General features: G+C 73.1%; 21 protein-coding genes. 11 read left to right on the top strand and 10 right to left on the bottom strand.

Going from position 1 to position 20816, the window contains the following annotated elements:
- Positions 1-11 precede the first annotated feature (11 nt).
- Together ACFXKZ_RS11400 and ACFXKZ_RS11405 are read right to left on the bottom strand one after the other, a co-directional pair.
- Positions 12-2558, bottom strand: coding sequence for an FtsX-like permease family protein (locus tag ACFXKZ_RS11400; protein ID WP_379998960.1), 2547 nt, complete (start codon positions 2556-2558; stop codon positions 12-14).
- On the bottom strand, positions 2558-3385 hold the full coding sequence (locus ACFXKZ_RS11405; RefSeq protein WP_379998962.1) for an ABC transporter ATP-binding protein: 828 nt from the start codon (positions 3383-3385) through the stop codon (positions 2558-2560). Before ACFXKZ_RS11405 ends, ACFXKZ_RS11400 begins: the two co-directional genes overlap by 1 nt.
- 283 nt (positions 3386-3668) lie before the next feature.
- Between ACFXKZ_RS11405 and ACFXKZ_RS11410 the strand changes: the two genes are divergently transcribed.
- Positions 3669-3863 carry a DUF5708 family protein gene (locus ACFXKZ_RS11410; protein WP_379998964.1) on the top strand — a complete coding sequence of 65 codons (195 nt, stop codon included), beginning with the start codon at positions 3669-3671 and terminating at the stop codon, positions 3861-3863.
- On the opposite strand, the gene ACFXKZ_RS11415 is transcribed toward ACFXKZ_RS11410, so the two are convergent.
- A complete protein-coding gene (locus ACFXKZ_RS11415; protein ID WP_379998966.1) occupies positions 3830-4372 on the bottom strand; it encodes an Ig-like domain-containing protein in 543 nt (180 codons plus the stop codon). The genes ACFXKZ_RS11410 and ACFXKZ_RS11415 overlap by 34 nt on opposite strands.
- Positions 4373-5040: 668 nt before the next feature.
- Between ACFXKZ_RS11415 and ACFXKZ_RS11420 the strand changes: the two genes are divergently transcribed.
- Positions 5041-5229, top strand: a complete 189-nt coding sequence (locus tag ACFXKZ_RS11420; protein ID WP_379998968.1) for a hypothetical protein — start codon at positions 5041-5043, stop codon at positions 5227-5229.
- A gap of 17 nt (positions 5230-5246) precedes the next feature.
- Here ACFXKZ_RS11420 and ACFXKZ_RS11425 read toward each other — a convergent pair whose 3' ends face one another.
- Both ACFXKZ_RS11425 and ACFXKZ_RS11430 read right to left on the bottom strand, forming a co-directional pair.
- A complete protein-coding gene (locus ACFXKZ_RS11425) occupies positions 5247-6020 on the bottom strand; it encodes a phosphotransferase (RefSeq protein ID WP_379998970.1) in 774 nt (257 codons plus the stop codon).
- 72 nt (positions 6021-6092) lie between these two features.
- Positions 6093-6389 carry a hypothetical protein gene (locus tag ACFXKZ_RS11430; protein ID WP_379998972.1) on the bottom strand — a complete coding sequence of 99 codons (297 nt, stop codon included), beginning with the start codon at positions 6387-6389 and terminating at the stop codon, positions 6093-6095.
- 336 nt (positions 6390-6725) lie between these two features.
- Between ACFXKZ_RS11430 and ACFXKZ_RS11435 the strand changes: the two genes are divergently transcribed.
- A complete protein-coding gene (locus tag ACFXKZ_RS11435) occupies positions 6726-7406 on the top strand; it encodes an HAD-IA family hydrolase (RefSeq protein ID WP_379998974.1) in 681 nt (226 codons plus the stop codon).
- A 93-nt stretch (positions 7407-7499) separates the two neighbouring features.
- On the top strand, positions 7500-8210 hold the full coding sequence (locus tag ACFXKZ_RS11440) for a L,D-transpeptidase (protein ID WP_379998976.1): 711 nt from the start codon (positions 7500-7502) through the stop codon (positions 8208-8210).
- Positions 8211-8296: 86 nt separating this feature from the next.
- On the opposite strand, the gene ACFXKZ_RS11445 is transcribed toward ACFXKZ_RS11440, so the two are convergent.
- From ACFXKZ_RS11445 to ACFXKZ_RS11455, 3 genes are all read right to left on the bottom strand, one after another.
- Positions 8297-9565 carry a TerD family protein gene (locus tag ACFXKZ_RS11445; RefSeq protein ID WP_379998978.1) on the bottom strand — a complete coding sequence of 423 codons (1269 nt, stop codon included), beginning with the start codon at positions 9563-9565 and terminating at the stop codon, positions 8297-8299.
- Between the two features lie 142 nt (positions 9566-9707).
- On the bottom strand, positions 9708-10631 hold the full coding sequence (locus ACFXKZ_RS11450; RefSeq protein ID WP_379998980.1) for a TIGR03619 family F420-dependent LLM class oxidoreductase: 924 nt from the start codon (positions 10629-10631) through the stop codon (positions 9708-9710).
- The gene (locus ACFXKZ_RS11455) at positions 10621-11643 is read right to left on the bottom strand and encodes an SDR family NAD(P)-dependent oxidoreductase (RefSeq protein ID WP_379998982.1); all 1023 of its coding nucleotides are present in this window, start codon (positions 11641-11643) and stop codon (positions 10621-10623) included. Before ACFXKZ_RS11455 ends, ACFXKZ_RS11450 begins: the two co-directional genes overlap by 11 nt.
- A 109-nt stretch (positions 11644-11752) precedes the next feature.
- Between ACFXKZ_RS11455 and ACFXKZ_RS11460 the strand changes: the two genes are divergently transcribed.
- Positions 11753-12169 carry a MarR family winged helix-turn-helix transcriptional regulator gene (locus tag ACFXKZ_RS11460; protein WP_379998984.1) on the top strand — a complete coding sequence of 139 codons (417 nt, stop codon included), beginning with the start codon at positions 11753-11755 and terminating at the stop codon, positions 12167-12169.
- A 111-nt stretch (positions 12170-12280) separates the two neighbouring features.
- The gene (locus tag ACFXKZ_RS11465; RefSeq protein WP_379998986.1) at positions 12281-13261 is read left to right on the top strand and encodes an LLM class flavin-dependent oxidoreductase; all 981 of its coding nucleotides are present in this window, start codon (positions 12281-12283) and stop codon (positions 13259-13261) included.
- Between the two features lie 53 nt (positions 13262-13314).
- Here the strand turns inward: ACFXKZ_RS11465 and ACFXKZ_RS11470 are convergent, their stop codons facing one another.
- Positions 13315-14073: a hypothetical protein gene (locus ACFXKZ_RS11470; RefSeq protein WP_379998988.1), complete on the bottom strand. Its 759-nt coding sequence runs from the start codon at positions 14071-14073 to the stop codon at positions 13315-13317.
- 118 nt (positions 14074-14191) lie between these two features.
- On the opposite strand from ACFXKZ_RS11470, the gene ACFXKZ_RS11475 reads away from it, so the two are divergent.
- The 4 genes from ACFXKZ_RS11475 (at position 14192) to ACFXKZ_RS11490 (ending at position 18570) form a co-directional block, all read left to right on the top strand.
- Complete coding sequence (locus ACFXKZ_RS11475; RefSeq protein ID WP_379998990.1) at positions 14192-15070, top strand: metal-dependent hydrolase; 879 nt, start codon at positions 14192-14194, stop codon at positions 15068-15070.
- Between the two features lie 138 nt (positions 15071-15208).
- Entirely contained in the window at positions 15209-15928 is a 720-nt protein-coding gene (locus ACFXKZ_RS11480; protein WP_379998992.1) for a DedA family protein, read from the top strand.
- 54 nt (positions 15929-15982) lie between these two features.
- Positions 15983-16912, top strand: coding sequence for a hypothetical protein (locus ACFXKZ_RS11485; RefSeq protein ID WP_379998994.1), 930 nt, complete (start codon positions 15983-15985; stop codon positions 16910-16912).
- Positions 16913-17124: 212 nt separating this feature from the next.
- Positions 17125-18570, top strand: coding sequence for an NlpC/P60 family protein (locus ACFXKZ_RS11490; RefSeq protein WP_379998996.1), 1446 nt, complete (start codon positions 17125-17127; stop codon positions 18568-18570).
- Between the two features lie 119 nt (positions 18571-18689).
- Here the strand turns inward: ACFXKZ_RS11490 and ACFXKZ_RS11495 are convergent, their stop codons facing one another.
- On the bottom strand, positions 18690-19181 hold the full coding sequence (locus tag ACFXKZ_RS11495; RefSeq protein ID WP_078976554.1) for an inorganic diphosphatase: 492 nt from the start codon (positions 19179-19181) through the stop codon (positions 18690-18692).
- A gap of 159 nt (positions 19182-19340) precedes the next feature.
- Between ACFXKZ_RS11495 and dacB the strand changes: the two genes are divergently transcribed.
- Positions 19341-20741, top strand: a complete 1401-nt coding sequence (gene dacB / locus ACFXKZ_RS11500; RefSeq protein WP_379998998.1) for a D-alanyl-D-alanine carboxypeptidase/D-alanyl-D-alanine-endopeptidase — start codon at positions 19341-19343, stop codon at positions 20739-20741.
- The last annotated feature ends 75 nt before the right edge of the window (positions 20742-20816 follow it).

Below are 20816 nucleotides of genomic sequence, written 5' to 3' on the forward strand. Positions count from 1 at the left end.
GACCGGGCCGGTCAGCCCTGCGTCACCGCCACCGGGTTCGTCCGCAGCACCTTCCAGGTCGGCAGCAGCGTCGCCGCGAAGGTCAGCACCGCCGCCGTGCCGACCACGGCCGCGTAGATCCGGATCGAGCCCATGGGCAACCACGAATCGGTCAACGACAGGCTGAACGGGACCACCGCGGCGGCCGCCGCCGCGGTGCCCAGGATCACCCCGATCAGCGTGGTCAGCGTCGCCTCGACCGCGGACATCCGCATGATCTGGCCGCGGGTCGCGCCGCTCAGGCGTTGCAGCCCGAACTCGCGCCGGCGATTGTGCGTGGCCAGGATCAGCGAGTTGACCAGGGACAACGCGGTGTACAGGGTCAGCATGCCGATGATCAGATAATTGACCCACGCCTGGGTCTTCGACTCCTCGGCGTGCGTTTCGAGCAGCGCGTCGCGCGAGGCCGCCCGCAGCCCCGGGTGCTCCTTGGCCCAGGCGCCCAGCGATGCGACCAGCCGGTCGGGATCCGTGCCCTCGGCCGCGCGGACCAGGATCTGCGCGGGCAGCCCGTCCGTGGTGTGCGGCGCGAGCAGGGACACCGGCAGCAGCATGGTGTCGTAACCGGGCCGGCTCTCGAACAGCGCGACCACCCGTACGTCCGCCGAGGCGCCGTCGCCGAGCCGCAACCGGATCGTGTCGCCGAGCCCACGATGGATCGACCGGGCCAGCGCCCTCGGCAACGCCACCGTGTCGCCGCGCAGTTCGGCCAGCGAGCCGGCGGAGGCCGTCACCCCGACGGTGGCCGGGCCCGTGTCCACGTCGATGCCCTGCATCGGCACCCCGTGCCTGCTGTCCGGCGCGACACGCGGGTTCTCCACGAAGCCCGCGCTCGCGGTGTACGCGCTCGCGCTCGCCACGCCCGGGATCGCCCGCACCCGCTCGACCAGGCCCGGGTCCACGCCGCCCACGGCGGCGGTCACCACCGCGTCGGCCCGCAGGCTTTCCGTGTACACCCGCTCGGCCTGCCCGGTCGTGGTGGTCTGGAGGTACAACTCGCCGGTGCTGATCGCGACCGCCAGCATGATCGGAGTGACCACCGCGGCCGTGCGGATCGAGGTGACCCGCGCGCCGAGCATCGCGATCCGGCCGGACCGCCCGGTCAGCGCGCCCAGCGGACGGTACAGGACCCAGGTGAGCAGTTTGGTCAGCCCGGGGGCGAGCAGGGCCAGGCCGATCGCCGCGCAGATCACCGCCGGGCCGGCGGTGCTCGCCGCCATCGGACCCTCCAGGACGTTCACCGTGACCAGGCCCAACGCGGTGGCGCCGGCCAGCGCGATCAGCGCGAGCACGAGCCGGAACCAGTTGAACCATCGCTGCTGGAAGGCGGACTCGGCCAGCGCCTCGGTCGGCTTGGCGGTCACCGCGCGCCGGGCGCCGACGAACCCGCCCACCAGCGCGGTCAGCAGCACTGCGCCCGCCGCAGCCACCGCCGGGATCCAGCCCTGCTCGAACTCCACCGTCTCGGCGACCATCCCCGAGGCGACCAACCGATCGAAGAGCACCCGCCCGGCCGCCGGGCCGGCGAACCAGGCGACACCCGCCGCGAGCACGGTGACCAGCAGTGTCTCGCCGAGCAACATCCGGCGCAGTTGGCGCGGGGTGGCGCCGATCGCCCGCATCAGCGCGAACTCGCGCCGCCGCTGCTGTACGGACAGCCCGATCGTGCCGGCCACCACGAACACCGCGACCGCGACGGCCAGACCGCCGAACACCGCGGACAGCGAGATCAGGTCGGACTTGTTCGCCAGGATCTCGGGATGCTCGACCGCGCCGCGATCGTCCCCGGCCAGGATCCGGATCCGGTCGTCGTGCACCGCGCGGGAGACCGCCTTGCGCAGCGCGCCGAGGTCGGTGCCCGGTGCGGCCACGATCGCGATGTCCGCGACGGCGCCGGTGGGCGCGGACAGCCGGTCGGCCTCGGCCGCGGCGAAGAACATCGTTGCCTGCGGCACCGTGCGGGCGGGCCGGGCGATCCCGCTGACCCGGTAGGCGCGCGCCCCGCCGTGTGCGGCGATCCGGACCCGGTCGCCCACGTCGACCGCCGCGCGGCGCGCGAGCGTGGTGTCCAGGACCACCTCGTCCGGCCCGGTCGGCGCGACGCCCCCGGCCAGGGTGTACGGCGTCAGTTGGGCGGAGTCCCACGCGTGGCCCTGTGCCTTGCGGTTGCCGTCGGGACCGATCAGCGCGGTGCGGAACGTACGCTCGCCGACCACTGCTTGCACCCCGGCGACGCCGCGCACCCGCTCCACCATGCCCGCGTCCAACGGGACGCGCTCACCCAGTGCGTAGTCCCGCTCCCGGTCGCCGTCGCCGCTGCGCGGGCCGGTGTAGGTGGGGTCGCCGATCACCGCCAGCGAGGCCCGCTCCAGGCGTTGCGGCGGGGCGTTGTTGCGGACGCCCGTCTCGAGCAGGCCGCCGCAGGCCATCACCACGGTGGCGCCGAAGCACAGCGCGACGAAGGTCGCGACGAAACTGCCCGCCCGAAAACGCAGCGTGCGCAGCGCGAGTCCCCACATCAGCGCACCCCGCCGAGCGACCGGCCCGGGCCGGCCTCGAAGGCGCCCAGGTGGGTCATGCGGTCCGCGATCGCGTCCACGGTCGGCGCGGCCAGCCGGCCGGCGATCCGGCCGTCGGCGAGGAAGACCACGTGGTCGGCGTAGGACGCGGCGACCGGATCGTGGGTGACCATGACGATGGTCTGGCCATCGACGTGTACCGATTCCCGGAGCAGCCCGAGCACCTCGGCCGCGGTCCGGGTGTCCAGCGCGCCGGTCGGCTCGTCCGCGAACAGCACGGCGGGCCGGACCACCAACGCGCGGGCGATGGCGACCCGTTGCTGCTGGCCGCCGGACAACTCGTGCGGGCGGTGTCGGGCCCGGTCGGTGAGGCCGACCCGCGCGATCACCTCGGTGATGTGGCGCCGGTCCGCCCGCTTGCCGGCGAAGCGCAGCGGCAGGGTGACGTTCTGCTCCACGGTGAGCGTGGGCAGCAGGTTGAACGCCTGGAAGACGAAGCCGATCCGTTCCCGACGCAGCTTGGTCAGCGCGTTCTCGTTCAGCTCGGCGAGATCCCGACCGGCCACGGTGACCGCACCCGAGGTCGGCCGGTCCAGACCGGCCGCGCAGTGCAGGAAGGTGCTCTTACCCGAGCCGGACGGCCCCATCACGGCGGTGAACGAGCCGGGTGTGAAGGCGATCGAAACCCCGTCGAGGGCGGCGACCGAGGCGGAACCCTTCCCGTAGACCTTGCGGACCGCGTCGAGCCGAACCGCCGGTTCCCCGGCATCGGCATGCCCGGCTCCGCTCGTGTCCCACTCCCGCTCGCGTGTCGGTTGCCCGCCCACGATGACCCTCCAGCCGTTCGGCCGCTCCCCGTGGGCGGCGTCGAATCCACGCTAGAAGCGCCCGCGGCACCCGCCCATGGGGCCCGCCGGCCACTTGGGGTGGGGGTAAACCCCCTACGGACGATCGGCCCTGCGGGACGTGCGACCGCCGGCCCGCGGCTCGAAGTCCCGCGCGTCTAGGCCGAAGTGTGTACGCCGTTTCGTCCCGAGGGAGGGCGTGCCGACGCGGGACGCGGCCCTAGCCTCGTGGGCGTATCCGCAGGTCGAGTGAAGGAGACGGACCGTGGCCAAGGCACGCGGCTCGATGGTGGCCGGCCTGGTCACCGCCCTGGTGGGCGCGGGCCTGAAACTGTTTGCCGACGATGTGCACACGCCCGTGTTCGAACCCGGGAAGCTCGGCATGGTGCTGCTGATTCTCGGGATCGCCGAACTGCTGTACGGGATCTACCGATCGATCCAGGGCGACCGGAAGGCGTGAGCCGCCCGGGCGCGCGGCCGACGACGCTGCGCGACCAGGGCCAGGAAACCGGCGCCGAGCACGGCCGAGCCCAGGAACACGACGAGCAGCACCCGGCCGCCCGGCCCGGTCCCGGCCGCGGGCGGCCGGCTCGCCGCGTCGGCCGGGGTCGCGCGGAGTTGGTCCACGACGCGGCTCGCGGCGGATTCCCGTACCCGGGTGGCGGCCGGTGTCACCTCGACCCGCACGTTCGCGGTGGCCTGCCGCCCGAACCGGTCGCTCACCGTGTAGCGGAAGTCGTCCCGGCCGACGAAGCCCGGCCCCGGGGTGTAGCGCAGTACGGCGTCCGTCCCGGTCGTGTCCTCGGCCTGGAAGACCAGACCGTGTTCGGGGTTGGTGTGCGAGAGCACGACGAGCCCATCGCCGGTGTCGTCGGCCAGGACCGCGACATTCACCGACTGCCCGGCGCGGGTGCTCACCACGTCGGCGAAGGCACGCGGCCCCGGCAACCCGGGCGGCGCAGGCGGCACGGACGGCAGGGTCGGCCGGGGTACCGCCACGGGCCGGGGATCGGCGCCGGGCCGGGAATCCGCGCCAGGCCGTGGGTCCGCCACCGGCCGCACCCGATCGGTCGGCACGTCGGCCCGCGCGCTCGCCGGCCCGAACAGCACGACACAGCAGGCGAATACCGCGGCGCCCGCACGGCGCACTCGAGTGGGGGACGCGGACGCGGTGGGCACGGGTACCTCCGGCACTGGCGATCCCGCCGGCCGAAGCCGGCACGATCTCGGGTCGACCGCCCCGATCCTGGGCCCCCGAGCGCCCCGCCCCACCGCGCGGCACGCCTCCCGCCCGAAGCTTCACCCGCACGCGTGGCCCGGAAGCCGGCCCCGCGAGCCCGACTCGCTCACACGTGCCACAACGCCGAGGAGTACGAGCCCGCGCCCGCGCGCCGGCACGTGAGGTTCGAGCGGTCGGACACGCCGGGTGAGGCATCCGGGTGATGATTCGTGACTCTCGGCTTGGTCCTTTCTAGCCTCGGGTCCGAGACACCGATCGAGGATCGAGGCCGTCGCACGCCGAGACCGTGTCCTCGGTCCTGCCGGGACTGCGCCCCCGGCAGGATCGGGGAGACGGTCCCGGTCGCGGTGCCCGGCGGCATGCGCACGACCCGGACCGCGCAGAGGAGCACACATCGATGACCGCCCCGAGCCGAGCCCCCGGGCTCCCCGCGCCCGACCCGCTCTTCGAGCACACCCCCGATCCGCTGCGCTACACGCGGCCGGCCGCCCCGATCCGGGCGCGGCGGGGACCGGTGCCCGCCGGCGTCGCGGCCCTGGCGACCGTGGCGCTCCTGGTCTGGGCGATCCGCGCGAAGCGTCGGTAGGGCGACCGGGCCGGACTTCACCGGCTCGCCGCGTCCTTCGCCCACGTGCGCAACAGCCGCCGGGTCGCCTCGTTCGCGCCGGGCCCGTACTTGGTCGGTGCCGTCGCGGCGATCGCGACCCGGATGCCCGCCTCGGCGAGTCCCGCGCCTCGGGCGTACTCGGCGGGCAGCGCGGCGTCCAGCGCCTCGGCCACCCTCGGCTCGGCGACGTGCGCGAGGATCAATCCGGCCAGGTCCTCGCCCGGCAGCCCGTAGCCCGCGTGCGACCAGTCGAGCTGCACGATGTCCTCGTCCCGGGCGATCAGGTTGTCCGGCCGCAGGTCGAGGTGGCACAGCAGGTACGGGAGTTCGGCGACCCGGGCCGCCAGCGGCCCGACGGGGGACGGAGGTTCGAACAACCAGGACGGCCCGAGCGGCCCGGTCGCGGCCTGCGCGGCGCCGAGGCGGTGGGCGAAGTCGGCCCATCGGGCGGGATCCCACTCGGTCCCGGCCACACCCCGGACGTACTCCAGCCACAACGCCACCGACCCGTCGCCCCGCCGATCCACCCGCAGCGTCCGGGGCGCGGTCAACCCGTGCGCGGCGTAGACGCCGGCCGCCAGACCGCTCTCGTACGCCTCGACCTCCCGGGCCCAGTAGCGCGGATTGGCCGGCGCCGTGCCGTCCGGCGTGGCCAGCTTGAGCACCGCGTCGGCATCGCTGCCGAGCACGTGCCAGATGTCGGAACGGGTGGACAGCGGGGCGGCGTCCAGGGGTGAGCCCAGCTCGGGCGGGACGGATTCGATGCGCACCGGCGGCGGTGCGGCGGACTCGGTCAGGGTCGACTCCGGGGCGGGATGTACCGGCCGATGGGGACCGGGACGTCAGCGGAAGGCCGGGGCGCGGGGCGGGCGTCGGCGCCCGATGTGGTGGCGATAGCCGAGTACCGACTCGTGTCGACGGGCGTGCCGGCCGCGACCCGAGCGCACCGTGTGGTGATCGGTCGGTCGCCGCTCGGCCGGGCGCCCGAGTGGCGCCGGGACCGGGAGCGGGGTCGGCGCGGCGGCGGCCGGTTCGATCGCGGGCCGTGCGGTCGACGGCGGATGCGGTGGCGCGGGCGAGGTCAGCGGCCCGAGCAGGCGGTCCTCGAGCCAGGCGAGTCCGGGTATCAACAGGAACATCACGATCGGTGCAAGCAGAGCTAGGACCAAATACATGAGTGCCGCCTGGGGTGAGCTCGTCCGGGCCGTAGTAGCCCCCTAGCCGGTGGCGAACGGCGCAAACGTGACGGTTAGGCAACGAAGGCCGTTTTCCCGCGCCTGCCGACGATCACTTTCGATCGATATCTGCGCCATGTGGGTGACCGATCGGCGCGACGTGATCATGAAACGAAGGCGCGCATGATCACGAAGCGCACGCGCCCACGACCACACGGCGCCCGCGCCCGCGATCACCCACCGCGATTACCCGCCGCGAATTCCTCGACGCCCCGCTGCCGTGCCTGACAGCCTGACCGCATGGCGAACGACGGCACGACGCTCGACTGCGACGCGATCCTGTTCGATCTCGACGGTGTGCTGGTGGACTCCCACCCCCTGATCGAACGCATCCTGCGCGCCTGGGCCGCCGACCGCGGCGTCGATCCCGACGTCGCGGTCGGCGCCTCGTACGGCCGCCGGGACATCGACCTCGTGCGCGTGGTCGCCCCCACCCTGGACGCCGAGGTCGAGGCCGCGTGGATCGTCGAACGCGAGGAACGCGACTTCACCGGCATCGTGCCGATCCCCGGCGCCGCCGGCCTGCTCGCCGCGCTGCCCTCGGCGCGCTGGGCGATCGTCACCTCCGGCACCCGCCGGGTCGCGCGGGGGCGCCTGCGTGCGGCGGAGTTGCCGGAACCGGTGTACATGATCACGGCGGAGGACGTCACCGAGGGCAAGCCGGCCCCCGAGGGCTATCTGCGCGCGGCCGATCTGCTGGGCGTACCACCGCACCGCTGCCTGGTCGTCGAGGACGCGGAGAGCGGTGTGCGCGCCGCCGAGGCGGCCGGGATGCGCTGCCTGGGCATCGGCGCGGCGTTGGCCGACGGGGCCGGCGGCGCCGCACTCGACGCCTGGGCCACGGATCTACGATCGATCGATCCCGAACAGGTCACGGCCGAACACGTCCGGCTTAACATCCACCCGAATGGGTCAAACTAGGGACGCAACCTCTCGGGCCCCATTGGCGTCTACAAGGGTGCACGACTCGGGGAACACCACATTTTGGTTTGGGTCGGGAGAGGCCACCACTCGATGAAGAAGACACGTATATCCCTCGCGGTCGCCGTGACCGCGATCCTGGCCCTGTCGGCCTGCAACTCCGGCTCGTCGAGTGATTCGACGGCCAAGGCGGGCACGCAGTCGAACCTGCCCACCACCGTCTCGTCCGCACCCGTCACGCCGAGTGCGGAGAGTACGCCCCCCGCCACGTCGGCCGCACCGAGCAGCAGCGCCCCGACCAGCGTGTCGCCCACGGCTCCCGCGACGTCCGCGAAGGCGGCCACGAGCAAGCCGCCGACCACCAAGCCGCCGACCACGAGCAAGCCGCCGACGACCAAGCCCAAGCCGCCGGCCGCGCAGGCCGGGCTGGACGAGCGGTGCCTGACCGGTCGGGCGATCTGCATCGACAAGCGCACCGACCGGCTCACCTGGGTGATCGACGGCAAGGTGCAGTATGCGACCGCCGTGCGCTTCGGCTCGGCCGAGACGCCGACCCGCGAGGGCGCGTTCAGCATCAACTTCAAGAGCCGCGACCACGTCTCGACGATCTACCACACGCCGATGCCGTTCGCGATGTTCTTCTCCGGCGGCCAGGCCGTGCACTACTCGGCCGACTTCGCCGCCAACGGCTACAACGGTGCCTCGCACGGCTGCGTCAACGTTCGGGACAAGGGCCTGGTGCAGCGGCTCTTCGACGAGACCCGGGTCGGCGACAAGGTGATCGTCTACCGCTCGACCAAGTAGGTCGCGGATCCACCCGCCCCGGCGTTCGGGATCGCTCGGCCGGCACGACCGAGCGATTCCGACCCCGGGACCCCGTGGACCCGTGCTCAGCGCTCGCGCGGGGCGCGCACCGTCTTGAACTCCGCCGGACCCGCGCCCATCTCGAACGTGCCGTCCGGGTAGAGCATCGGGCGCCGCTCCTGCATCAGCTTCGAGTACTTCTCCACGTGCTGGATCGAGACGCCCTCGGGGTCGGTGAAGTCGACCAGCGCGATCGCCACCCAGAACACCGCCCGCTTGTTGTTGAACAGCGGCACGTTCACCGTCGAGCCCTGGCCGTCGGTGACCTCGGCGTGCGCGCCGTACGACTTGAAGCTGCCGAAGCCGTTCTCGACCGCGCTGTAGGCGCAGATCAGCACATAGCCCTGCTGGTCGGGCCGGGTGATCCGGACCGTTTCACGGCCGGGTACGCGCGAGTCGCCGTCCAGCTTGATGTAGGGCGCGGAGTTCAGGCTGCCCAGGTCGCGGTAGTAGATCACCCCGTCGCTGTCGCCCTTGTTCAGCGCACCCAGCTTCGATCGGGGCACGTAGAGCGCGTACAGGTCCAGGTCGGCGCCGGACTTGCGGCGGGCGTCGTTGCCGCCGTCCCAGACCAGGGACGCGGTGACGGTGATCGAGCGGTCGTCCTTGTCCATGCTGATCGTCGCCCGGCCGCCCTTGGCCAAGTCGACCCGGCCCAGCGGCTCCTTGGCCATCGAGATCGGCGCGGGCGCGGCCGGCGCGGGCGCGGCGGCGGGCTCCTTGACCAGGGCGTGCACCGGCGCGGCGGGCGCGGGAGTCGGCTCCGGCTCCGGCTCGTCCTCCACCGAGATGCCGAAGTCCGTGGCGAGCCCGGCCAGTCCGTTCGCGTAGCCCTGGCCCACCGCGCGCACCTTCCACGCGTCGCCGCGCCGGTACAACTCGACCAGCACCGCGACCGTCTCGCCGCCCTCGAACGTGCCGGCCGGGTAGGTGATCCGCGCGTCGCCGGACGTGGTGAGCGCACTCAGGCCGGGCACCTGGCCGAGGGTGGCCCCGGGCCGGTCCGCGTCCGCGCTCACCACGACCACCACCTTGGTGATCTCGGGCGGCAGCTTGGCGAGTTCCACTGTGACGTGCGTGGTTCCCGAGGGTCCCGCCGTGGTGCGCACCGCGCCGTCGCCGCCGACGGGATTGTTGAAGAACACCAGGTCCTCGTCGGTACGCACCTTGTGCGCGTCGGTCAGCAGCACGGCGGACACGTCCACTACGTCGGCCGAGGCCCACCCGATCGAGACCTCGGCACGGTCGCCGGTCAGGGGCGCGTTGGCGCCGGTGGGCAGCGTGACGTCGGACATGGAGGGCCCTCCCGGTTGGACAAAGACGCCGTATCGCGCCGTTGTCCAGGGGAACGACCCTCCCCCCGACGACGTTCCGCAAACCTGAAACTTTAACCAAGCAGGGGTAAAGCCCCAGGTGACAAGCCCGCATCGGGCTCGGTCAAACGCCCGACACCACCTTGTCGAACGCCTTCCTGGCCTCGGCGAAAAAGGCGGGCGCTCCCTCGGGCCCGGCGCAGAACACCTGGATCGGCAGATGCACGGCGGTCGCCCCGGCGGCGATCACCTCGGCCGCGCCGGCCATCGTGCGGGTCAGGTCGAACCGGCCCGTGTCGTCCTTGACCAGCGGCAGCGGGCCCTGCACCCGCAGTGTGCCCGGGTCGCGGCCGGCGTCGGCGAGGGCGGTGCGGATCCGTGCCACGTCCCGGGCCATGTCGGCGGTGGACAGGCCCATGATCGGGATCCAGCCGTCGCCGCTGCGCACGATCCGCGCCAGGTTGCGGGTGTTCAGCGTGCCGCCGATCCACAGCGGCACCCCGCCGGGCTGGACCGGCTGCGGCGCGCAGTAGACGTCGGTGAAGTTCACCGTCTCGGACACGAACGACGCGGGCAGGTTCGTCCACAGCTCCTTGCAGGCCGCGAGGGTGTCGGTGAGCAGCCGGCCGCGGTTGTCCCAGTCGATCCCGGCGGCGTCGTACTCCTCGCGCTGCCACCCCGTGGCCACGCCCAGCTCCAGCCGCCCGCCCGAGAGTTGGTCCAGCGTCGCGGCGGTCTTGGCGAGCAGGGTGGCGCCGCGCAGCGGGGCGACGAGGATGCCGGTGGCGAGGCGCACCCGCGAGGTGACGGCGGCGATTGCGGCGAGCAGGGTGAGCGGTTCGGGCCAGTCCGCCTCGGGCGGGGTGGGGAAGCGGCCCCAGGCGTAGTTCTGCGTGTTCGGGCCCATCACCACGTGGTCCACCAGCACGATGCGGTCGATCCCCGCGTCGTCGGCCGCGCGACCGACGTCGGTGAAGCCGCGCCAGTCGCCGGCCGGCCAGCTGCCGAAGTTGGGCAGGCCGATGGAAAGTTGCACGTCAGTGCTCATCCGGATGCTCCGTCGAATCGGTGTCGGGGTCGGTGTCGGGCGCGGCGTCGGGGGCGTGGGCGAGGGGGTGACCGGGGCCGGGACCCGGACCCGGTTCCGCGATCGGGCGGGGTGGGCGGATCGGCCGCGGCGGGTGCGTCGGTCGAGTCGGTACGGGTGCCGGCGTCGGCGGGGCGTACGGGTCGCGGCCCGCGAGCGCCGCGTCGATCACCGCGTCGCCGAGCGCCGCCCGGGCGTACTTCTCGAAGGAGGGCGCGCGGCGCAGCTCGTTGCCGCCGTCCACGGCCAGGCTCTGCCCGGTGGTCCAGGACGACTCGGGGCCGGCGAGGTGGCGGACCGCCTCGGCGATGTCCTCGGGCAACCCGGTGCGGCCCAGCGGCTTGTTGGCCAGGAAGCGGCCGATCATCTCCTCGTCCGCGAAGATCCGCGCGTCCTCGCGCGAGCGAACCAGCCCGGGGCGGACCGCGTTGACCCGGACGCCGGCCGCGCCCAACTCGTCGGCGGCGGCCCGGACCAGGGCCTCCAGGCCCGCCTTCCCGGCCGCGTAGCCGCTCAGGAACGGCATGGTCAGCCGGGCCGCGGTGGAGGACACGCAGACGATCGCGCCGCCACCGCGTGCGGCGATCACCGGCGCCGCGTACTTGATCGCCAGGAACGCGCTGTGCGTGTTGCGGTGCAGGTCGGCCAGGAACGCGTCGTCGTCCATGGCCAGGATCGGCGCGGTGCTCCCGCCGCCCACCGTGGCCACGCAGACGGCGAGCGCGGGACCCGCCGCGCGGACCGCCTCGCGGACGCCGTCGGTGGTGCAGGCGTCGACCGCGACGTGGCGCACCTCGGTACCGGCCGGCGCCCCCGCGCGCAGCCGTTCGGCGGTGGCGGCGAGCGCGTCGGCCCGGCGGGCGGCGAGCGTCACCGAGCAGCCGTCCGCCAGCAGGCGGGCCGCACAGGCGGCGCCGATGCCGCCGCTGCCACCGGTGACCAGGGCCATCCGGCCGGCCAGGATCGCGGGCATGGGCGGGCTCCTCCAAGGGCGACCAAGGGGGCTGACGATCTGTCAGCTCGCGGCAGACGTTACACCTCGAATCATTCGAGTTGTAACGAAGTTCGGCTAGAGTGTGGCCATGACCACGCCGGAGGGCGAGCCGCCCGGACTGACCGCGCTGCTCTACGCGGCCACCGCCCGCCTCGACGCGCACTTCGCGGCCTGCGCGGGAGCGATCGGGCTGACCGCGTCCCAGGCCAACGCGGTGCACGAACTCGCCGAGCCGCTGGGCATGCGCGAGCTGGGCCGCCGGATGTGCTGCGAGCCGCCGAACGTGACCTTCGTGGTCGACCGGCTGGTCGAGCGCGGCCTGGTCGAGCGCCGGCCGCACCCGAACGACCGCCGGGCGAAGCTGATCGCACTCACCCCGGAAGGCGCCGAACTGCGCGCCCGCCTGTTCGCCGGCCTCGCCGTGGACCCGCCGCTGGCCGGGCTGCCGGACGCCGACCGGCGGGCCCTGCGGGTCCTGCTCGACCGGGCCCTGAACGGCGACTGAGCGACGGCCGGGCGCCGACCCTGGTTCTCCTCGACCCCGCCCACTAATCTGACGCGCCATCAGACAGTGCGGTGTCGCCCACCCCGGTGGCGCCGGGGACAGGAGTACGGCATGGCTGTGTTCGCGCTGCGTTTCGACTTCCGGAATCCGGCCTTCGCCGGGACGAGCATGGGGGAGCGCTACGCCGCGGCACTCGACATGGTCGAGTGGGCCGACGAGCGCGGATTCTTCATGGTCACGCTGTCCGAGCACCACGGCTTCGCCGACGGATACCTGCCCGCCCCGCTCCAGTTCGCCGCCGCGATCACCGCGCGCAGCCGGAACATGGGCGTCACCATCGCCGCGATCCCCGCGCCGCTGCACGACCCGCTGCACCTGGCCGAGGAGCTGGCCGTGCTCGACCTGCTCAGCCAGGGCCGGGTGAACGTGGTGCTCACCAACGGCTACGTGGACACCGAGTTCGCGATGTACGACGTGCCGATGCGCGAGCGGGTGGGGCGCACCGTGGAGACCGTCGAAACGCTGCGCAAGGCGTGGACGGGGGAGGAGTTCGAGTTCCGCGGCCGGACCGTGCGGGTGACCCCCGCGCCGTTCCAAAAGGGCGGTCCGCCGATCATCCTCGGCGGCAGTGTCGAGGCCGCCGCCCGCCGCGCCGCGCGGATCGCCGACGGGTTCATGCCGTCCAACCCGGACATCTGGGAGTTCTACCGGGACGAGAAGGTCACGCTCGGCGAGGAGGACCCGGGCCCGTACTTCGGCGGCGACACCGGCTTCTTCCACCTCTCGAACGACCCCGACCGGGACTGGGACCGGATCGCGCCGCACGCGCTGCACGAGGTCAACGCCTACGGCGAGACGATGGCCAGGGCGGGCACCGCCGGGGTGGGCGGCTACGCGAGCGTCACCGACGCCGACGCGCTGCGGGCGGGCGGGCAGTACCGGGTGATCACCCCGCAGACCCTGGTGGCCGAGCTGAAGGCCCAGGGCGACGCGGCGTTCGCGATCCTGCACCCGATGATGGGCGGCATCCCGCCGGAGCTGGCCTGGGAGAGCCTGCGCCTGTTCGAGAACGAGGTACTGCCGAACCTGTAGCGAGCGCCGGCCGGCGGGCGGCCCGCCCCGGGTCGCCCGCCGATCGCGGTCGGTCAGCGGTGCGGCGCGCCCGCCACGAAGTCCTTCGTGTGGTCCCACCACGTGCGCCGGTCGGGCGGGAACCGGCGCAGCGAGCGGGCCAGCTTGGTGTCCGCGTGCGGCGAGGTCCGCCCCGGGCCCTCCTTGTAGCGCCAACGCGCCCACGGCGACTCGGGCTTGGCGATCCGGATCGCCGACACCATCGCCACGAACGGGACGAACACGCCGATCAGCCCCGTGGCCACCTTCCCCTTGGCCAGCGCGCACAACGCGAAGGCCAGGTTGAACACCACGATCACCGCGGCCACCGGCTTGCTGTCGCCGTCGCCCAGGCCGAGCGGGTTGGCCCCGACGAACAGCAGCACGCCCATCGCGGCGGTGATCAGTACGGCGTCCACCGACTTGCGCCCGTCCGCGGCCCAGTACACGTCGTCCAGGTGTACGAGCAGCGCGAACTCGTCCAGGGTGAGTGCGGCGCCCATCCCGAACAACCCGGCGAGCACCTGCCGCAGCGCGCCGCCCGGTTCGTAGGAGAACTCGAGCGCGCCCGCGATCAGCATCAGGAAGATCCCGTAAACCTGGTGGTGCACGTGCACCTTGCCCACCACCATGTTCCGGAACGGGCCCTTGCCCGCCCGGATCAGCCGGGTGATCAGCCTGGTCACCGCGAAGGTGAAGATGAACGCGACGAGCATCCAGCCGACGCCGTGCGGCCCGGCCTCGGCGTCGCCCGCCAGCCGAGCGGTGGTCGAGATCCAGCCCTGGTCCTGCACAGCCCGTCCCTGCTCGTGATTTCCGTGTGAGGAGGATTGTCCATGATCGAATGGACCGCATGGCGCCATCGCCGCTCCCGCACGATGGCGACCGGATCGAATCGAGGTTAGGACGCGCATGGCCCTCCCCACGACTTCCACCGAGGTGACCTTCCCGGCCGGTGCCACCACCGGCGAGGCGCCGATCCTGGCGGCGCCGGTGCTGCCGGACGGACGCACCGCCCTGGTGGTCGGGCGTACGCCGTTCCATCCGCTCGACCACACCTGGCCGGACCAGCCCGCGGACACGGGGGTGATCCGGGTGGCGGGCGCGGAACTGCCGGTGGTGGACTGCCTGACCGGCGGGGTCGGCCCGGACGGGACGTTCGCGGTCGGCGAGGCGATCCCGGTGCGGCGCGGCGACGAGGACTGGGCCTGGCTGGCGCTGCACGTGGTGGACCCGGCCCCGGGCGACCCGGCCGACCTGGTCGGCGCCGCGGCCGAACTCGTGGTCGACGCCGAGCGCCGGGCCGCGCTGAGCGCCGCGCACACCGCGTGCCACCTGCTGGCGTTCGCGCTGAACGCGGTGCTCGCGCCGCGCTGGCGCAAGGAGGTGCGCACCGACAGCCTGGGCCGCCCGGACTTCGACAACCTCGCGATCACCCGGTCCCGGCTGACCGAGGCGGGCAGCCGGGACGACTACCGGATCGGCAAGTCGCTGCGGAAGAAGGGCTTCACCGCGGACACGCTGGCCGAGGACCTGCCCGGGATCCGCGATGAGGTGGAGGCGCTGCTCGGCGAGTGGCTGAAGACCGACGCCGGGGTCCGGATCGAGGTGCCCGCCCCGGCGCTGACCGCGCGCCGGGTGTGGCACTGCGGGCTGCCCGACGGTGACGCGCACGTCCCGTGCGGCGGCTCGCACCTGGCCCGACTCGGCGAACTGCGCTCGCTGGCGGTCGAGTTGACCCTGGAGGAGGACGGTGCGCTGGTTGCGCTGACCCGGCCCGAGCGGATCTGAGTCGCGGTTCGACGTGGGTCCCCGGGAACCGGTCCCCCGGCGCGGACGTTACCTTCGGAAGGAAATCTCTTTGCCCAACCATGACCTGGTCGGGGGGCTTCCGCTGTCCGCCATCGCCCGCTCCGGGAGGCACGTGCCGTGCAAACCATCGCCCTGGGTCCCTCGTTCCTGGACCCCGACAAGCTGATCTCCACGTTCGGCCTGATCGGGATCCTGGTGATCGTCTTCGCCGAGTCGGGCCTGCTGATCGGCTTCTTCCTCCCGGGCGATTCGCTGCTGTTCACCACCGGCCTGCTGGTTTCCGACGGCAAGTTCTCGCAGCCGCTGTGGCTGGTGTGCCTGCTCCTGTGGACCGCGGCGGTGGTCGGCGACCAGGTCGGCTTCCTGTTCGGCCGCAAGGTGGGGCCCTCGCTGTTCAATCGGCCGAACTCGCGCTTCTTCAAGCGGGAGAACGTGGAGAAGGCGCACGAGTTCTTCGACCGGTACGGCCCGCGCTCGATCGTGCTGGCCCGGTTCGTCCCGATCGTGCGCACCTTCACCCCGATCGTCGCGGGCGTGGCCCGGATGAAGTACCGCACCTTCGTCGTCTACAACATCGTCGGCGGCTTCCTGTGGGCGTGCGGGGTCACCGTGCTCGGCTACTCGCTGGGCCAGGTCGACTTCGTTCGCGAGAACATCGAACTGATCCTGATCGCCATCGTGCTGATCTCGGTGATCCCGGTGGCGATCGAACTCCTGCGCGCCCGCTCGACGTCGCGCACACGGGCCGCGGCCGAGCCGACCACGCCGACCGCGCCGGTGGAGCCGGCCGCGGGCCGGGGCCGGCACCGGGCGGGCGACGACCGGCGGGACGCGTAGGACGGTTGTCGCCACTGGGCCGTACGGGTGGCGGGCGCCAATAGAGTGCACGCCATGCGTGCTCAACTTCTGGCCCGGGCGACCCTGCCGTCCCTGTGGAGTCTCGACCGCATCCCGGGGGCGGCGGCCTGGCTCGCCCACGGCGTGGACGGTTCCCTCGTCGTGCTCGACGACTCGTTGGCGGTGGTCCGCGAGATCCGGCTGCCCGGGGACTGGAAGGGGGGCCACTCGGTCACCCCCGACCTGGCCCGCTTCGTCGCCTCGACACCCGATCGAGTGGTGGTGCTCGACGCCGACGGCACCGAGGTGTGGTCCCACCCACACGTGCCCTGGCAGGCCGAGGAGGCCGGGTCGAGCGCGGTCACCGCGGTCGGGATCTGGGCGGTGGTCCGCACCGCCGAGGGCGACCGGTGCGTGCTGCTCGACGCCGCGGACGGCGCGCCGCGCGTGATCCGGCCGGTGGCCCCCGCCACCGTCGGCTCCGAGTTGATCCCGCACCCCGACGGCGTACATCTGGGCCTGGCCGCGTCGCACGCGGACGAGGCGTACCGGATCTTCGTCCTCGCCTCGGCCGGTTCGGAGGAGGTCGCCGAGGTGCCGCCGGGGGAGAGCCGGGTGCTCACCGACATCCACGCGTCGGGGCTGATGATGCTGACCACGCCGATCGAGGCCGGCCCGCTGTCCCTGGTGCGCTTCCCGGACGGCGCGGTGATAGCGGCCCGACCGAGCGAGCAGGTCTTCCCCGACCCGGACGAGGTCTTCGACATCTACGCCGGCTTCCTGCGCCGCGACCTCGTGCTCGCGGCCTCCTCGGGCGAGCGGCACGTGCTGTTCTCGGTGCCGGACCTGCGTGCCATCGCGGAGATCGAGTATCCCGAGGACGCGCCGCGCGAATGGCTCGTGGTGCGCTCCGACGGCATCTGGCTGACCGCCGACGCGGAGTCGGGGACGGTCTGCGCCTGGACGCTGGAGACGGTCGGCTGACCCGACATCCGTGGCCGATCGGGCGGCCGATCGGCTACGGATGTGACGCGAGTGCGTACCGGTGTTCGAGTCGACTCTCGGGCAATAAGCCCATTAGCGGGAAATATGTCGCTTATGGTGCAGCTGTGAACACGGATGGCTAGCGTGAGGAGACCTGCCCGGAATCGGAACCTCCGGTTCCCCTCGGTGCCCGCCGCTTGGAGGGAGACCGCATGCCTCGCCGATCGTTCATCCGCACCGCAGTCCCTGCCGGACTCGCCGCCGTCCTCGTCCTCACGCTCACGCCCGGAGCGCTCGCCGACGACCCCGGCGGCGCCGGATACCCCGATGCCGACCAGGTGCGCCGGGCCCACGACGCGGTCACCGGCAAGGTCGACGACGTCGGCCGGATCGAGGCCGAACTCGATCGCGAGGCGAGCGATCTGGCCCGGCTCGACATCCGCGCCGAGGCCGCCGTCGAGGAGTACAACGGCGCCGTGGTGCTGCGGCAGCAGGCCCAGGATCGGGCCGCCGCCGCCGACGGGTACCTGCGCACCGCCGACGCCCGCCTGACCCGGGCCCGGGACGAACTCGGCCGACTGGCCGCGCAGACCTACCGGATGGGCGGCGGCGCGGGGCTCGGGGTCTTCCAGGCGATGCTCGGCGCCGATTCGCCCGGCGACCTGCTCTCCCGGATGGAGAGCCTGCGGCGGATCTCCCAGGACAGCGACGACACGCTCCGGCGCGGCACCGCCGCCGTGCACGACGCCGCGGTCGCCAAGACCGACGCCGAACACGGCGCGGAGGCGGCCGGCCGGGCGACCGACGCGGTACGCGCGGCCAAGGACCGGGTCGAGGCCGAACTCGCCGCTCAGCAGAGCCGGGTCCACGAGATCACCGCCCGACACACCGCGCTGCTGGCCGAGTTGGCCACGCTGAAGCAGACCTCGATCGATCTGGAGACGCAGCGCCGCGACGGCCGGGCCGCCGAGGCGCAACGACGCGCCGAGGAGGAGGCCCGGGCCCGGGCCGAGGCCGACGCGGCCCGCGAACAGGCGCGCCAGGAGAAGGAGGAGGCCGACCGGCGGGCGGAGCAGGCGCGCCTGGCCGAGGCGGCCCACGAGCAAGAGGCGGCCCACGAGCAGGAGGCGGCGCGCGAGCAAGACGTGGCCGGCGAGCAGGAGGTGGCCCGACCCGCGAAGCCGAGCACCGCCGCCAAGCCCGTCGAGCCGGCCGCGAAGCCCGCCAAGCGGGTCGACCCCGTGGCCGCGAGCAAGCCCGACCGCTCCGGTGACAAGGCCGCGCCCGACCCCGCCGGCGCGACCGCCGCGATCGCCTACGCGAAGGCCCAACTCGGCAAGCCCTACGTCTGGGGCGGCGAGGGCCCGAGCGGCTTCGACTGCTCCGGCCTGGTCATGCAGGCCTGGCGCCGGGCGGGCGTGCAGATGGCCCACTTCGCCGCCACCCAGTACTTCGAGAGCACGCCCGTGTCGTACAAGAACCTGCGCCCGGGCGACCTGGTCTTCTGGACCGAGACCAAGAGCGCCTCCGACATCCACCACGTCGCGATGTACCTGGGCGGCGACAAGATGATCCACGCGCCGCGCACCGGCGACGTGGTCAAGATCAGCAACCTGTTCTACATGGGCACCCCGGACTACTACGCCCGCCCGTCCTGACCACGCCCGCGCGGATCCCGACGCGAAACACGGGCGCGAAAAGCACGGACGCCGATCGGCGGCAGCACCCCGAGGGGTGGCTGCCGTTGATCGGCGTTCGTCCGGATCGGGCTACCGGGTCAGTGGTGACCCTGCTCGGTGAGCCGCTTGCGCGAGGCCTCGACCTCGGCCTCGGCGTCGTCGCGGCCGACCCAGTTCGCGCCCTCGACCGACTTGCCCGGCTCCAGGTCCTTGTAGACCTCGAAGAAGTGCTGGATCTCCAGGCGGTCGAACTCCGAGACGTGGTGGATGTCACGCAGGTGCTCCACGCGCGGGTCCGTGGCCGGAACGCACAGGACCTTGTCGTCGCCGCCGGCCTCGTCCGTCATCCGGAACATGCCGATGGCGCGGCAGCGCACCTGGACGCCCGGGAAGGTCGGCTCGTCCAGCAGCACCAGCGCGTCCAGCGGGTCACCGTCCTCACCGAGGGTGTCCTCGATGAAGCCGTAGTCCGCCGGGTAGCGCGTCGAGGTGAACAACATGCGGTCGAGCCGGATGCGACCGGTCTCGTGGTCCACCTCGTACTTGTTGCGCGATCCCCGGGGGATCTCGATGGTGACGTCGAACTCCAAGGCTCCTCCATGTGCTGCGCCGGGACCGTTGCCGGGACCGTTAGGGTCGTTCTGTCCGCGAGGCCGAACCCGGCACAGGTCCCGGACAGAACCTGATCTGCACTCAGTGTCTCGCATGGCCGGTGGTCCGGCGGAAGGGGATGGTCTCGCGTGCCCGGCATGAGGAGCAAAGCGATCGCCGCGGCGTTGGCGGCCGTGCTGCTGGCCGTGCTCGTGACCCTCGTCCACGGATCGTGGAAGGGCGAGCGCTTGAGCGCCCGGGGCGACGACGGCACCCGTCGGGTCGCCGCGACGGCCGCACCGCCCGTGCTCGTGCCGGTGTCCGGGGACCCGGCCGGAGCGACCCCGACCGAGGCCGGCATCCGGGCCGTGCTCGAACCGCTGGGCCGCACCAGCGCGCTGGGCGCGCCGCCCGCGGTCGCCGTCGTCGACGCGCTGACCGGGCGCCTGCTGTACGGCGCCAACCAGGACCGCGCGGCGACGCCCGCGTCCACCACCAAGATCACCACGGCGGTGGCCGCGCTTACCGCGCCCGGCCCCGACCACCGGATCGCCACCCGCGTGGTGCCCGGTACCACGCCCGGCACGATCGTTCTGGTCGGCGGCGGGGACCCCACGCTGACCGCGCTCGACGGCCGGCAGTACAACGGCTACCAGCCCGCGCGCCTCTCCGACCTGGCGGCGGCGACCGCGGTGGCGCTCAAGGCGAGTGGGACCACGCAGGTCAAGCTCCAGTACGACACCTCGCTCTACACCGGCCCCGCGCTGCACGCGATCGGCGTCAACGAGAACATCGCCCCCGTGGTGTCGCTGATGGTCGACGAGGGCCGGGTGGACCCGACCGTGGTCGGCAAGGAGAGCAACCGGGTGCCTTCCCCGGGCGTCGACGCGGCGAAGAAATTCGCCACGATGCTCAAGACCGCGGGCGTCACGGTCGACGGCGCGCCGACCCCCGGCACCGCGCCCGGCGGCGGCGCGCCCGAACTCGCCTCCGTACAGTCCCCGCCGCTGTCCGCGATCGTCGAGCAGATGCTCACCGTCAGCGACAACGACCTGGCCGAGGCGCTGCTGCGGCAGGTCGCGATCGCCAAGGGGCAGCCCGCGAGCTTCCAGGGCGGCACCGCCGCGGCCCGGCAGGTCCTGGAGGGCTTGGGCGTGACCTACGGCGCCTCCAACCTCAAGGACGGCAGCGGCCTGGACAAGGAGAACCGGCTCACCCCGCAGACTCTCGTGCAGGCCCTCTCGACCGCCGCGTCCGGCGCACACCCCGAACTGCGCCGGGCGCTGACCGGACTGCCGATCGCAGGCTTCACCGGCACGCTGACCGACCGGTACGGGCCGAACAGCGGCGCCGCCGACGCGGCCGGCGTGGTCCGGGCCAAGACCGGCTCGCTGACCGGGGTCAGCACGCTGTCCGGCCTGGTACGCGACCGCGACGGCCGACTCCTCGCCTTCGCGATACTGGCCGACCGGTTCACCGGCGACCCCGATCCGGCCCGCGCCGCGATCGACCGGATGGCCGCCGCGCTGGCCGACTGCGGCTGCGGCACCGCCGGCTGACCCGCGTTCGTCCCGCCGGCGCGCCGGTTAGTGGGCCGGCAAAACCGGAACCCGATCCGAACGCGGACCCCCGAT

The sequence above is a fragment of the Embleya sp. NPDC059237 genome, from assembly GCF_042754105.1.
In the GTDB taxonomy this organism is placed as follows: domain Bacteria; phylum Actinomycetota; class Actinomycetes; order Streptomycetales; family Streptomycetaceae; genus Embleya.

What these genes read in the sequence shown, in the direction of transcription:
- ACFXKZ_RS11455 (WP_379998982.1), bottom strand. Translation starts at nt 11,643, where the DNA reads ATGCCCGCGATCCTGGCCGGCCGGATGGCCCTGGTCACCGGTGGCAGC.
- ACFXKZ_RS11490 (WP_379998996.1), top strand. Translation starts at nt 17,125, where the DNA reads ATGCCTCGCCGATCGTTCATCCGCACCGCAGTCCCTGCCGGACTCGCC.
- ACFXKZ_RS11460 (WP_379998984.1), top strand. Translation starts at nt 11,753, where the DNA reads ATGACCACGCCGGAGGGCGAGCCGCCCGGACTGACCGCGCTGCTCTAC.
- ACFXKZ_RS11475 (WP_379998990.1), top strand. Translation starts at nt 14,192, where the DNA reads ATGGCCCTCCCCACGACTTCCACCGAGGTGACCTTCCCGGCCGGTGCC.
- ACFXKZ_RS11435 (WP_379998974.1), top strand. Translation starts at nt 6,726, where the DNA reads ATGGCGAACGACGGCACGACGCTCGACTGCGACGCGATCCTGTTCGAT.
- ACFXKZ_RS11465 (WP_379998986.1), top strand. Translation starts at nt 12,281, where the DNA reads ATGGCTGTGTTCGCGCTGCGTTTCGACTTCCGGAATCCGGCCTTCGCC.
- dacB (WP_379998998.1), top strand. Translation starts at nt 19,341, where the DNA reads ATGAGGAGCAAAGCGATCGCCGCGGCGTTGGCGGCCGTGCTGCTGGCC.
- ACFXKZ_RS11400 (WP_379998960.1), bottom strand. Translation starts at nt 2,558, where the DNA reads ATGTGGGGACTCGCGCTGCGCACGCTGCGTTTTCGGGCGGGCAGTTTC.
- ACFXKZ_RS11420 (WP_379998968.1), top strand. Translation starts at nt 5,041, where the DNA reads ATGACCGCCCCGAGCCGAGCCCCCGGGCTCCCCGCGCCCGACCCGCTC.
- ACFXKZ_RS11450 (WP_379998980.1), bottom strand. Translation starts at nt 10,631, where the DNA reads ATGAGCACTGACGTGCAACTTTCCATCGGCCTGCCCAACTTCGGCAGC.
- ACFXKZ_RS11485 (WP_379998994.1), top strand. Translation starts at nt 15,983, where the DNA reads ATGCGTGCTCAACTTCTGGCCCGGGCGACCCTGCCGTCCCTGTGGAGT.
- ACFXKZ_RS11430 (WP_379998972.1), bottom strand. Translation starts at nt 6,389, where the DNA reads ATGTTCCTGTTGATACCCGGACTCGCCTGGCTCGAGGACCGCCTGCTC.
- ACFXKZ_RS11445 (WP_379998978.1), bottom strand. Translation starts at nt 9,565, where the DNA reads ATGTCCGACGTCACGCTGCCCACCGGCGCCAACGCGCCCCTGACCGGC.
- ACFXKZ_RS11440 (WP_379998976.1), top strand. Translation starts at nt 7,500, where the DNA reads ATGAAGAAGACACGTATATCCCTCGCGGTCGCCGTGACCGCGATCCTG.